Below are 12,102 nucleotides of genomic sequence, written 5' to 3'. Positions count from 1 at the left end.
GGAGTGGCATCTAAGGTGACCAACCGAGTCGGTCAACTGAAAAATTTCAAAAAAACGACAATGGCCTGAAGACGCCGTACTGCTGCCTTGAAACCATCTGTTCCAACAGCCGCCTGCCTATCCACCCCGGAGGGCGCCACTCCCCCCGGAGCCAACAGCGAAAGTGCGCCACCCACCGCATTCGGCATGCAGATCAATCAGAAGGCTTCGATCGGCAGCGCCATCAATGACGCTTCCCCTGCAGCGACAGCCGCGGCAAGGCCCTGCGCTTGGGGTAGCATCCTCACCGCAAAAAAATCGGCCATCTGACGCTTCGCCTGGTGCAATGGATTGTCCCCGATCGCGGCGGCGGCCATTCGAGTCCACATCCACCCGAACGACACCAAGGCGAAGAGGCGCAGATAATCGACCGCCGCTGCGCCCGCTGCATCGACGCTCGCGCCGCGCAGCTCTATGGTTGCCTGTCGCAACAGGGCTAGCGCCTCGCTGCTACGCTGGGCCACGATCAGGCCAGAGGCTGTACGCAGGTCGCTGGCGATCATATCGAAGAAGCCATCGACCACTGCGCCGCCGCCAAGCGGCAGCTTGCGCCCGACCAGGTCCATCGCCTGGACGCCATTGGTGCCTTCATAAATCTGAGCAATGCGGGCGTCGCGGACAAATTGCTCCATGCCCCATTCACGAATATAGCCATGGCCGCCAAAGACCTGCTGCGCCTCGACCGCGCTTTCGAAACCGAAATCCGTAAAGGCCGCCTTGACGACGGGGGTGAGCAGCGCAACCAGCGCATCGGCCTTCGCCCGCTCGGCCGCGTCGGCGTGGCCGTGCGCGCGATCGAGTTGCAGCGCGGTCCAGCCGGCCAGCGCGCGCCCCGCTTCCACAAAGGCGCGGACCTTGAGCAGCATCCGCCGCACATCGCTATGCTCGATGATCGGCACCGGACTACGCGCGCCGTCAGCGCTGCGCCCCTGCAAACGATCCTTCGCGTAGGCAGCGGCCTGCTGATAGGCGGCACCGGCGATGCCCAGCCCCTGGATGCCGACCATCAGTCGCTCGGCATTCATCATCGTGAACATCGCGGCCAGGCCGCGATGCGGCTCGCCTACCAACCAGCCCGTGGCGCCATCATAGTTCATGACGCAGGTCGGCTGGGCATGAATGCCCATCTTCTTTTCCAGGGCGCCGACCGACAGGACGTTGCGGGATCCATCCGGCAGAAATTTGGGGACGAGGAACAGGCTGATCCCCTTCACTCCGGCCGGCGCATCGGGCAAGCGCGCCAGCACCAGATGGATGATGTTGGATGCCATGTCATGGTCACCCGATGAGATGAATATTTTCTGCCCGGTAATGGCATGGCTGCCGTCGCCCTTCGGTTCCGCTTTCGTCTTGAGCAGGGCAAGGTCGGTCCCAGCTCCGCTTTCCGTCAACGCCATGGCGCCGGTCCATTCCCCGCTGACCAGCCCAGGCAGGTAGCGGGCCTTCAACTCCTCGCTGGCATGAGCGGCGATCGCCTCGGTCGCGCCCCTGGTCAGGCCGGGGAAAAGACCGAAGGAAAGATTGGTGGCGGACAGCATCTCGTCCAGCCAAAGCTGGAGGATGAAGGGCAGGCCCTGTCCGCCGTGGGCCGGATCGGCGGCCAGCGCGGGCCAACCGGCAGCGGCAAACTCGCGATAGGCAGCGGCGAATCCCGCTGGCGTCACGACCGCGCCGTCTACCAGCTTGCTGCCTTGCTCGTCGCCTTCCCGATTGAGCGGATGAAGCTGTTCTGCGCAGAATTTGCCCGCTTCTTCCAGCACTGCGAAAGCAAGATCGGCATCCACCTCCTTGCCCAGATCCGTCATCGCGCGGTCGAAATCCAGAACCTCGTTCAGCAGGAACCGGTAGTCGTCAATCGGGGGGGTATAATTTTGCATTGTCTGGAGCCTCTCTGGTCTAATACCGCATATACCAAACAGTTGTTACACTCGCAAGAAGGGTCACTGGTCACCATCGTAATGGCGAAAAATGCGTGTCACCTGTTCCGCGATCTCGCGTGGAGTGAGACGGCCGGGACGCACCCAATCGGCAGCCGCATTAAGTTGTGAGAGCAGCAGGTTGCGATAGATAGAACGGTCGATCTCCGGTGGCAGTGGCAGATCGGCGACGAGATCCCGGAACAGCGCTTCGAACCGGTCGCGCCGATCCACCAGCGCGCCGCGCACGGCGTCGGGCACTTCACGAAAGTCATTCATCATCGGCATCGTCAGGGAATCGGGATCGAGTTGAATATCAAGCAGGGACGCGCAGGCCGCCTCAAGCCGCTTCCACGGGCTGCTTTCGCACGCCACCGCCGCCGCGATCCGCTCTTCCGCCGCATCGAGCGCGGCGTGGTGCAGTTCCACGAACAGCGCGTCCTTTGACTTGATATGATGGTAGAGCGAACCGCCCAGCACACCCGCCGCCTCGCCAATGTCGCGCATCGACGTGCCGCGATAGCCCTTGCGTGCAAATAATCGTGCGGCGATTTCCAATATCTGGCGGCGACGCGCACCTGCGCCCTCCGCCTCCTCACCCCTGCCGTTCGTCCTGCTCATGGACGGTGATCTAGCACAGAAAACCTCTGCGCATCAGCACCCGGCTTCTGGGTCACCGGAATAGACCCAGGCGCAATAGCCTTATCAGCCATTTCATTGCGGGCTCAGACGAGTTAGCGAAGCACGACGCTCCGCCCGCCACTCATTTTTGATATTCTATACCTGGCTGTTTCACATATTCGGAACATTCCTTTGTGCGCGCACCATAGCCTCGATCATCAGGGACCACCCCCGCATCGAGGAGCAGCAAATGGCCTTCAAACGCCTCGCCACCATTGCCATCGGCACCGTCACCCTAGCCGCCATGGCCGTTCCCGCCGGTGCCCACGGCATCTGGTTCGCGCAACGTGCGCGACAATTGGCATTGATCTACGGCGTAGGCGCCGACGATCTGGACGCGGTGAAGCGGCTGCCGCTCGTCCAAAGTGTCACCGGCTATGACAGCGACTGGGCGCCGGTGGCGACCCGGCTGCGCGAGGCCGGCGCGATACCCGTCGTCGACAGCGACGAGCCGCTCGCCGCCGTCGCCGCCGTCATGGACTATGGCTATTGGAGCAAGACGCCCGACGGCGAGTGGCACAATAAAGGCCGCGACGAAGTGCCCAATGCGACACTGGCCGAGCATAATTTCAAATATGCCGTTCATCTGAGTCAGGTGCCGACCACGCCGGTGCCGCTGTTCGAAGGACATGTGCTTCAGGTCGTTCCGGTGCGCGCGGACATTCCGCAGAAGATGGGCGAGCCGATGAAGGTGCGCGTCTATTACAAAGGCAAACCGGTTGCCGGCGCGACGGTGATGCAGGATTATGTGAACGACCCGGACGAAGCCGCGCCAGCGAAGACCGCGGCCGATGGCACCGCCACCATCACGCTACGCAACCAGGGCATCAATGTGCTCATGGCGATCTTCGTGGCGCAGACCGACGACAAGAAGGTCGATCATGAGGAATATCGCGCTTCGCTATCCTTCGTGCTGCCGCACCTGCCCGAATGACGCCAGCCCAGCGACGACTGGCCCATAGACAAGGAGATTGTGCATGAAGATCGATTTTTTCCGTATCGGCCTCATCGGCCTGACGCTGATTGCGGCACCTGCGATGCTGCACGCCCATGGCAGCATGAAACCGCAACATGGCGGCATGGTCCAGATGACCGGCGAAACGATGGTAGAACTGGTGAGCGGCCCCAAGGGCGTCGATATCTATCTGAGCGAGGAAGATGAACCGATCGCCGCTGCCGGCTTCACCGCCAAGCTGACCCAAAGCGCGGCGGGCAAGAAAACCGAGGCGGCGCTGAAGGCGGCGGGCGGCAACAAGCTGGTCGCGGCCGGGTTTAAGCCGGTCAAGGGCGCCAAGCTGATCGTCATGCTGATCGACAAGAGCGGAGCGAAGAGCTTCGCCACCTTCCAGGCGAAATAAGGAGCCGACATGGCCATCGCGATCCGCCCCTCGTTTCTTTCCCGGGACATGCGGCGGATCGCGCTGCCGCTCCTGGCGCTTGCCCTGGCCTGTCTGAGTTCGACGCTCCTGGCACATGGCGTCGATGAGAATGACAAAGCCTTCATCGAAGGCGCGTCGGGTATCAACATCATCCCCTATATGTATCTGGGGGCCAAACATATGGTCACCGGCTACGACCATCTGCTGTTCCTGGCGGGTGTGATCTTCTTCCTCTACCGGATGAAGGACGTCGGCGCTTATGTGACCTTGTTCGCGATCGGGCACAGCACGACGCTGTTGCTGGGCGTGTTGCTCGATATCCGCGCCAACCCGTTCCTGATCGACGCAATCATCGGCCTGTCGGTGGTCTATAAGGCGGTCGACAATCTGGACGGTTTCAGAACTTGGTTCGGCCTATCGCCCAACCCCAAGGCGGCCGTCCTGATCTTCGGCTTTTTCCACGGCCTTGGTCTCGCCACCAAATTACAGGAATTGACGTTGGCGAAAGAAGGGATGATATACAATCTCATTAGCTTCAATATCGGTGTCGAACTGGGTCAGTTCATGGCGCTGACAATCATCCTTCTCCTCATGAACCTGTGGCGCATGAGTTCCACCTTCAACCGCAGCGCCATCATCGCCAATGCGGCGCTGATGACCGCGGGTTTCGTCCTGATCGGCTATCAGATGGCCGGCTATTTCACACAGGGGGCCTGACATGACTGCAACCACCGCTTCCGCCTTGCCCGTCCGCATCAGCCCTTCGCCCGCGACGCTCGCCAAGGCGACCAGCGGCGCCGCGCTGGCCGCCGCGGCGATCGTCACACTGTTCGTGCTACCGGCCGAATATGGCATCGACCCGACCGGTGTGGGCACGGCGCTGGGCCTGACCGGCATGGTGGCGGGCGAGGAGACGCCGACCGCCTCCAACACCGAGCCGGGGGCGCCCAGCCCGGTCGCCGCCGCCGCTGCTACCGCGATCCCGACCAAGGACAGCATCGCCAAGGCGACAGCCTGGCGACAGGACGAGATGACGATCGAGCTGGCGCCCCATAGCGGCCGCGAGGTCAAGGCACATATGGCGAAGGGCGATAGCTTCATCTTCACCTGGCAATCAACCGGCGGTCCGGTGAAGGCCGAAATGCATGGCGAGAAGGTCGATGCCGCCGAGAGCGCGTTCACCGATTATTGGAAAGAACTGGAGATGACCGGAGCCCAGGGCGATTTCACCGCGCCCTTCGCGGGCACCCATGGCTGGTATTTCCGCAACAAGGGCGACACACCCGTGACCGTCACCGTGAAGACGGTCGGTTTCTACAAGAATCTCTTCCAGCCCGAAGGCGCGTGAAGACAAAAGGAGAAGGGACCACCATCATGAGCAGCATTGCGGGCTATACGCCCCCTATCGGCCTTCGCGCCGCCGCCACGCCGATTGAAGCAGCCAAGGCGCGCACCAGGCTTATCGCCATCGATGCCCTGCGCGGGCTGGTCATGCTGTTCATGCTGGTCGATCATGTGCGCGAAACCTGGTTCCTGCACCTTCAGGTCACTGATCCGGTGGACGCCGCCACGACGGATCCGGGCCTCTTCTTCACCCGCTTCCTTTCAACCTTCTGCGCGCCGACCTTTGTCGCCCTGACCGGTCTGTCCGCCTGGCTTTACGGCCAGTCGCACAGCAAGAGGCAGGTTTCCGAGTTCCTGTTCAAGCGCGGCCTGTTCCTGCTGTTCCTGGAATGCACGCTCGTCTGCTATGCGTGGCCGACGCAGGCGAACAGCTTCCCGCCGCCGACCATCTGGCTACAGGTCATCTGGACGATTGGCCTCAGCATGATCTGCCTCGCCGGCCTCATCCATCTGCCGCGTCCCGCCCAGTTTGCGCTTGGCCTGGCGATCGTCTGTCTGCACAATTTGCTCGACCCCATACGGCTGACGCCCGATTCCCCCTTCTTCATTCCCTGGGCGCTGCTGCACCAGCGCGACAAGTTCGAAATTGCCGGCATCCTGTTCAAGACGACCTATCCGGTGCTACCCTGGATCGGCGTCATCCTGCTGGGCTATGCTTGCGGTCCCTGGTTCGCGCGCGGCAGCGACCCGCAGCAGCGAATTCACCGGATGCTGACGCTGGGCCTCGGTCTTGTCATCGGCTTCATCGTCATCCGCTATCTCAACGTCTATGGCGACAAGCCATGGTTCGTTGGGGATACGCCGCTGCGCACGGTGATGAGCTTTCTGGCGCTGACCAAATATCCACCATCGCTGCTCTTCCTGATGCCGACCGTCGGTATCGGCTGCCTGTTGCTGGCGCTGTTCGAAATGTTCCAGGACAGCAAGGCGATGCCGCCCCTCGCCCTGCTCGGTGGCGCTCCGATGTTCTTCTACGTCCTGCATCTCTATACGCTCAAACTGCTCTACAACATCGCCATGCTGTTCTATGGCCCGACCAAGGGTGCTGTGTTCGGCGTCGATCAACTGCGCTGGGTCTGGATCTGGGTCTTCATCCTGATCCCGATATTATATTTCCCCACCCGCTGGTTCGCGCAGCTCAAGCAGCGGCGCAAGGACATTTGGTGGCTCAAATATCTCTGACGTCCTGCGTCGGACCAACTGGCCGCCTTCCCTAACGGTGGGCGGCCTTTTTCCTGAATTTCCGGGTCTTCACGGCCGCCGTTAATCGCCGGATTTTCATGCCGTCCGAGCTCGCGATTCACAATTTTGCGCCGTCCCGAGCAGCAAATTTGATGTAATATTTCCGTCATCCATCGTAGCCTCGAATACAAGAAGAAGTGGAAATCACTCAAGAATGACCGGCCCCACGACAGGACAAAGCCCGCGTGGGAAAGAACAAGTACAGAAAACAGCCGGTCCCCCGTTTCGCAGGACAATAGGGAACAGCGATTTTAGAAGGGGTATAGCAACATGCGCACATTATCGACCCTACGCCTGGCCTTTGCCGCCGGCACCGCCACGATCGCCTTGTCGTCCGCCGCACTGGCGCAGGAATCCCAAGCACTGACGCCTGATGGCGAAATCATCGTCACCGGCCTGAAGCGCCAATATTTTGGCGACACGCCGGTCAAGGAAATTCCCCAGGCCGTCCAGTTCCTGGAAGGAAAACTGCTCAACGACCTCAATATCACCCGGCTTGATACCGCGCTGGAACTGGCAAGCGGCGTGTCGAAACAGAATAATTTCGGCGGCCTGTGGGACAGTTTCGCCATTCGCGGCTTTGCCGGGGACGAGAATTTCCCCAGTGGCTTCCTGGTTAACGGCTTTAACGGTGGCCGCGGTTATGGCGGCCCGCGCGATGCATCCAATGTCGAGAGGATAGAGGTGTTGAAGGGGCCGAACTCCGCCCTTTTTGGTCGCGGCGAACCGGGCGGCACGATCAACATCGTGACCAAGAAGCCGACCTTCGAGCCGGGCGGCAGCTTTTCCGTTTCGGCCGGCAGCTGGCAGAAATACCGGGTCGAGGGCGACTATAATCTGCCCTTGAGCGACAGCGTGGCGATCCGCATCAACGGGTCGTTCGAGGATGCCGAAAGCTTCCGCGATATTGTCGAGACCCGCAAATATACGCTGACACCGTCCTTCCTGGCAAAGCTGTCGGACAAGGACATCTTCACCTACGAACTGGAATATGTGAACCAGGAAGTGCCGTTCGATCGCGGCGTCGTAGCGATGAAGGATCTGACGACCGGCGTCTACACGCTCGGCATCGTGCCCCAGTCGCGCTTTCTGGGCAATCCCGCCGACGGCCCGATCAAGGTCGAGGTGTTGGGCCATCAGGCGCAATATCAGCATGATTTCAGCGACGACTGGACGCTGATGCTGGGCGCGGGATATAAGGATACGACCTTCGAAGGCTATTCGAGCGACCCCGAACTTGTGGAAGGCCGCCAGCAGCTTTACACCGACGGCCGCACCCTGACCCGGCAGCGCCGCTATCGCGACTATAGCACCACCCATATGGTGTTCCGTGGCGAGATCAGCGGGAAGGTGGCAACCGGGTCGATCATCCATAATATCCGCATCGGCGCGGACTGGGACCGGTTTGAGATCGAAACCTATCAGTCGCGCTATCGTCCGCGTCCCAACCCCTATGTCATCGACATATTCAATCCCGATTATAGCGGCGTGGCCCCGACGCCGGATGTCGTCATCCAGAATGCGACCGAGATTCAGAAGGCCTGGGGCATCTACGCCCAGGACCAGATCGAGATCACCGAGCAGTTCAAGATCCGATTTGGCGGCCGCTATGACGATTTCAGCCAGGATATCGACAATCGCGCGACGGGCACGACACCGCAGAAAAGCTACACCAAATTCAGCCCCATGGCCGGCATGGTGTTTGAGCCGACGAAGAGCATCTCGCTCTACGCCAGCTACGGCAAGGGTTTCCGCCCGAACAGTGGCGTGGGCTTCGACGGCCAGCCGTTCGAACCGGAAATCAGCGAATCCTATGAAGTCGGCGCCAAGTTCGTGACGCCCGACGGCCGGATCACCAGCACAGTGTCGCTCTACAAGATGAAGAAGGACAATGTGCTGACCACCGATCCGGCCAATGCCGGCTTTTCCAAGCCGGTGGGTTCGGCCCGGAGCAAGGGGATCGAATTCGACCTCAGCGCGAAGCTGCCGGCCGGGTTCGAGCTGTTCCTGACCTATGCCTATACCGACGCAGAATGGGCGACCAATGCGCTCGATCCCAATTTCGGTTTCCAGATCCTGGAGGGCGACCCGCTGATCAATATTCCCAAGCATCAGGGCAACGCCCTGCTGTTCAAGACTTTCTCGGTCGGCGATCATGAAGCGATGCTGGGTGCGGGCGTCACCCATGTCGGCCGCCGCCTGGGCGAAACGGCCACTACCTTCTACCTGCCAAGCTACACGATCGCCAAGCTGCTGGGGTCGGTGACGATCAACGACCAGATCAAGCTGTCGGCCAATGTCGATAACCTGTTCAACAAGAAATATTATGCCAGCTCCTATGCGAGCCTGTGGGTTCAGCCGGGTATGCCGCGCTCGTTCACGGTCCGGGCCAGCTTCGACTTCTGATACCCCCGGCTCGGGGCCTGCCCGCCCCGACCGGCCGCCGGCATCTCTTCCTCCAAGCGCGGGGATGCCGGCGGCATTTTCTTTCTTCTGGCCGCAGGAGGCGCATCGTGACCCGTGCGACATGGCTTCGCATCCATCGTATCCTGGGGCTCGCCATGGCCGCCTTCCTGCTCGTCCAGGCGTTGACCGGCGCGGTTCTGCTGTATCGCGGCCCGCTGGCCCGGGCGATCGACCCGATCGGCATGACAAGCCGGGCGAGCGGACCGGCCATTTCCGCCGGTCAAGCCGCCGCCCGGGCAAGCCGGTTTCTGACCGGCTATCAGGTGACCCGTCTGTTCGCGCCTGATGCGGAAGGGGCTACCTGGTTCACGCAGTTGCGCAATGCGGATGGTCGAACAGCCTATGCCTCCGTCGATCCGGCCGGCGGCGACGTGTTGCGCACGGGCGGCATCGCCGCCTTCCCGGTCGAGGCCGCGCTCCAGATTCATTACCGGCTTATGGCGGGTAAGGCCGGGATGATCATCGTCACGCTCAATGCGCTGGCGCTGCTGACGATGGCGTCGAGCGGGCTTGCCTATTGGTGGCCCAAGCGCAAGCCCGCCAAGGCGCTGGCTATCCGCTGGACGCTGGCCCCGCGCCTGGTGCTGCGGCAGGCGCACCGGACCCTGGGCGTGCTGGCGGCGGCCTTCCTGATCCTCCTGGCCGCAACCGGCCTGTTGCTCATCATCCCCGAACTGGCGGCCGGCGATGCGCCGCCGGTCTCCTCGGCCGCTTCCGCCGTGGAGATCGATCGCAGCCTGGCGCTGGCGCAGAGCGCTTTCCCGGCGGCTGGCCTGCGCGACTTCCGGGTCTATGGCGACCGGCTGATCGTCAATTTCCGCGCACCCGAACGCAACGCGCGGGCCGTGCATCGCGTCGTGGTGACTATAACCAAGCCCCATATTCTCGCGGCGACCAATGCGCAGCAGAATGGCGCGCTGTGGATGACCATCCTGCCGATCCATAGCGGTGACGTGCTGGCGCCTATCGGCCCGGCGTTACTGCTGATCGTCGCGCTGGCGCTGGCGACGCTTGCTCTCTCCGGGCCGATCATGTGGTGGCAGGCTGCCGCCCAGCGACGGCGCCCCGCCCGAAAGGCCCCTGCATGACCCTGCTCTACACATCCGATCCCGAACGCGGCCGCGTCTGGCGCGAGATTTTCGCGACGGAGGCGAACGACATCGGCTTTGTCGATCCATCGCAAGACCATGATCCCGCAACGATCCGCTATCTCGCCGCCTGGAGCCCCTCGGCCGCGCTGATCGCCAGCCTGCCGCGCCTGGAAATCCTGTTTTCCATCGGCGCGGGAATCGATCAGTTCGACATGAGCCGCCTGCCGCCCGATGTGCGGGTCGTCCGCATGATCGAGCCGGGCATCACCGCCGGCATGGTCGAATATGCGACGATGGCGGTACTGGCGCTGCACCGGAACCTGATCGATTATCGCGAAGCGCAAAAGGAAGCACGCTGGTCCCCGATCAGCCTTGTGCCCGCAACTGAACGTCGGATCGGCATCATGGGGCTCGGCAATCTGGGGCAGGCAGTGTTGAAGGCCCTCGCCCCTTTCGGTTTTGCGCTGTCGGGATGGAGCCGTTCGCCGCGCGCGATCGATGGCGTCATCTGCCATGCCGGTGAAGCGGCGCTGCCTGCTTTTCTGGCAAGTTGCGACATCTTGATCTGTCTGCTGCCGCTGACGGATGCGACGCGCGGCATCTTGTGCCGGGATACCCTGTCCCACCTGCCCAGGGGCGCCGCATTGATCAATGTCGGGCGGGGCGGCCATCTGGCGGAGCAGGATCTGCTGTCGTTGCTCGACGAGGGACATATTATGGGCGCGGTGCTGGATGTCGCCGAGCCGGAGCCGCTGCCCGCCAACCACCCCTTCTGGACCCATCCCCGCATTCTTGTCACGCCCCATATCGCCAGCATGACCCGCGCGGACAGCGCCGCGCGTGCGCTGATCGCCAACATCCGGCGGCATGAGGCGGGCGCGCCGCTGGAAGGCGAAGTCCCCCGCAACCGGGGATATTGAGCGCCCGACATTCCCTGCCGGGCGACGGTCGGCTGGCCGGGTTCGACGACATTGGAAAGAGCCGATTGCCGCCTGACGGAGAGCGCGGCAAACTATGCCGAAAGGACCGCGATAAAGTCATAAATCTGCGCCCTGACCCAGAGCAATCGGCCCCATGTTCCGGCCCCGCCATGTCGTAATGCCCCTGTCACACGGCTTTCAAAGCCACTTGCCGCACTTAGGAAGGAAGTCCCCCAGATGCCCAATTTCCGGCCCAAATATATCAGTTTCGACTGTTATGGCACGCTGACCCGCTTTCGCATGACGGAGATGGCGAGCGCCTTCATGGCCGATCGCGTCGCGGCGGCGGACCTTCCCGCTTTCTGCAAGGATTGGGGCGCCTATCGGCTGGATCAGGTTCTGGGTCCGTGGGAACCCTATCAGGAGATCATCCGCAACTCGCTGCGCCGCGCCTGCCAGAAATGGGGTGTGGAGTATCGCGAGGCGGATGCCGATGCGGTCTACAACGCCGTGCCGACCTGGGGTCCGCATGACGATGTGCCGGGCGGCCTGGGCAAGATCGGCGACAAGATTCCGCTCGTCATCCTGTCCAACGCGATGAACGACCAGATCCACCATAATGTCGCCATGCTGGGCGCGCCATTCCACGCGGTCTACACCGCCCAGATGGCGCAGGCCTACAAGCCGCGAATGCAGGCATTCGAATATATGTTCGACCAATTGGGCGCCAAGCCTGAGGAGATGATGCATGTCTCCTCCAGCTTCCGTTACGACCAGAACACCGCCACCGACCTGCATTTTGGCTGCCGCGTGTTCGTGGGACGCGGTCATGAGCCGTCCAACCCCTTTTATCGTGATGTCGAAATCCCGCATATCGGCTGCCTGCCGGCGGTGGTCGGCCTGTAACGGCGCGATGTCGGCATCCCCCCTCTCCTACTGGCTGGCGAGCGCCCCCGCCTTTACC

The 12,102-nt window shown here is 62.1% G+C and carries 11 protein-coding genes; 9 read left to right on the top strand and 2 right to left on the bottom strand.

Features of this window, described 5'->3' with window-relative positions; all coding sequences use genetic code 11:
* Nucleotides 1-197: 197 nt before the first annotated feature.
* Both C100_RS27640 and C100_RS27635 read right to left on the bottom strand, forming a co-directional pair.
* Nucleotides 198-1,916 (bottom strand): acyl-CoA dehydrogenase, encoded by a 1,719-nt coding sequence (locus tag C100_RS27640; protein WP_024018259.1) that lies wholly within the window; start codon nucleotides 1,914-1,916, stop codon nucleotides 198-200.
* Nucleotides 1,917-1,979: 63 nt separating this feature from the next.
* Nucleotides 1,980-2,576 carry a TetR/AcrR family transcriptional regulator gene (locus C100_RS27635; RefSeq protein WP_024018258.1) on the bottom strand — a complete coding sequence of 199 codons (597 nt, stop codon included), beginning with the start codon at nucleotides 2,574-2,576 and terminating at the stop codon, nucleotides 1,980-1,982.
* Between the two features lie 250 nt (nucleotides 2,577-2,826).
* On the opposite strand from C100_RS27635, the gene C100_RS27630 reads away from it, so the two are divergent.
* From C100_RS27630 to C100_RS27590, 9 genes are all read left to right on the top strand, one after another.
* Nucleotides 2,827-3,570, top strand: a complete 744-nt coding sequence (locus C100_RS27630; protein WP_031308611.1) for a DUF4198 domain-containing protein — start codon at nucleotides 2,827-2,829, stop codon at nucleotides 3,568-3,570.
* 43 nt (nucleotides 3,571-3,613) lie between these two features.
* The gene (locus tag C100_RS27625) at nucleotides 3,614-3,994 is read left to right on the top strand and encodes a hypothetical protein (RefSeq protein ID WP_024018256.1); all 381 of its coding nucleotides are present in this window, start codon (nucleotides 3,614-3,616) and stop codon (nucleotides 3,992-3,994) included.
* Nucleotides 3,995-4,003: 9 nt separating this feature from the next.
* Nucleotides 4,004-4,732 (top strand): HupE/UreJ family protein, encoded by a 729-nt coding sequence (locus C100_RS27620; RefSeq protein ID WP_024018255.1) that lies wholly within the window; start codon nucleotides 4,004-4,006, stop codon nucleotides 4,730-4,732.
* A gap of 1 nt (nucleotide 4,733) precedes the next feature.
* Entirely contained in the window at nucleotides 4,734-5,363 is a 630-nt protein-coding gene (locus C100_RS27615; RefSeq protein WP_024018254.1) for a hypothetical protein, read from the top strand.
* A gap of 26 nt (nucleotides 5,364-5,389) precedes the next feature.
* Nucleotides 5,390-6,601, top strand: a complete 1,212-nt coding sequence (locus C100_RS27610) for a DUF1624 domain-containing protein (RefSeq protein ID WP_024018253.1) — start codon at nucleotides 5,390-5,392, stop codon at nucleotides 6,599-6,601.
* 330 nt (nucleotides 6,602-6,931) lie between these two features.
* Nucleotides 6,932-9,067 (top strand): TonB-dependent siderophore receptor, encoded by a 2,136-nt coding sequence (locus tag C100_RS27605; protein WP_024018252.1) that lies wholly within the window; start codon nucleotides 6,932-6,934, stop codon nucleotides 9,065-9,067.
* A 107-nt stretch (nucleotides 9,068-9,174) separates the two neighbouring features.
* Entirely contained in the window at nucleotides 9,175-10,215 is a 1,041-nt protein-coding gene (locus C100_RS27600) for a PepSY-associated TM helix domain-containing protein (RefSeq protein WP_024018251.1), read from the top strand.
* Nucleotides 10,212-11,138: a 2-hydroxyacid dehydrogenase gene (locus C100_RS27595; RefSeq protein ID WP_031308609.1), complete on the top strand. Its 927-nt coding sequence runs from the start codon at nucleotides 10,212-10,214 to the stop codon at nucleotides 11,136-11,138. The genes C100_RS27600 and C100_RS27595 overlap by 4 nt, the downstream gene beginning before the upstream one ends.
* 237 nt (nucleotides 11,139-11,375) lie before the next feature.
* Complete coding sequence (locus C100_RS27590; protein ID WP_024018249.1) at nucleotides 11,376-12,044, top strand: haloacid dehalogenase type II; 669 nt, start codon at nucleotides 11,376-11,378, stop codon at nucleotides 12,042-12,044.
* The last annotated feature ends 58 nt before the right edge of the window (nucleotides 12,045-12,102 follow it).

Source organism: Sphingobium sp. C100, from assembly GCF_000508185.1.
Classification (GTDB): domain Bacteria; phylum Pseudomonadota; class Alphaproteobacteria; order Sphingomonadales; family Sphingomonadaceae; genus Sphingobium.
This window is presented reverse-complemented; position numbering and strand designations above follow the sequence as displayed.

What these genes read in the sequence shown, in the direction of transcription:
- C100_RS27620 (WP_024018255.1), top strand. Translation starts at nt 4,004, where the DNA reads ATGGCCATCGCGATCCGCCCCTCGTTTCTTTCCCGGGACATGCGGCGG.
- C100_RS27590 (WP_024018249.1), top strand. Translation starts at nt 11,376, where the DNA reads ATGCCCAATTTCCGGCCCAAATATATCAGTTTCGACTGTTATGGCACG.
- C100_RS27595 (WP_031308609.1), top strand. Translation starts at nt 10,212, where the DNA reads ATGACCCTGCTCTACACATCCGATCCCGAACGCGGCCGCGTCTGGCGC.
- C100_RS27605 (WP_024018252.1), top strand. Translation starts at nt 6,932, where the DNA reads ATGCGCACATTATCGACCCTACGCCTGGCCTTTGCCGCCGGCACCGCC.
- C100_RS27635 (WP_024018258.1), bottom strand. Translation starts at nt 2,576, where the DNA reads ATGAGCAGGACGAACGGCAGGGGTGAGGAGGCGGAGGGCGCAGGTGCG.
- C100_RS27615 (WP_024018254.1), top strand. Translation starts at nt 4,734, where the DNA reads ATGACTGCAACCACCGCTTCCGCCTTGCCCGTCCGCATCAGCCCTTCG.
- C100_RS27610 (WP_024018253.1), top strand. Translation starts at nt 5,390, where the DNA reads ATGAGCAGCATTGCGGGCTATACGCCCCCTATCGGCCTTCGCGCCGCC.
- C100_RS27630 (WP_031308611.1), top strand. Translation starts at nt 2,827, where the DNA reads ATGGCCTTCAAACGCCTCGCCACCATTGCCATCGGCACCGTCACCCTA.
- C100_RS27640 (WP_024018259.1), bottom strand. Translation starts at nt 1,916, where the DNA reads ATGCAAAATTATACCCCCCCGATTGACGACTACCGGTTCCTGCTGAAC.
- C100_RS27625 (WP_024018256.1), top strand. Translation starts at nt 3,614, where the DNA reads ATGAAGATCGATTTTTTCCGTATCGGCCTCATCGGCCTGACGCTGATT.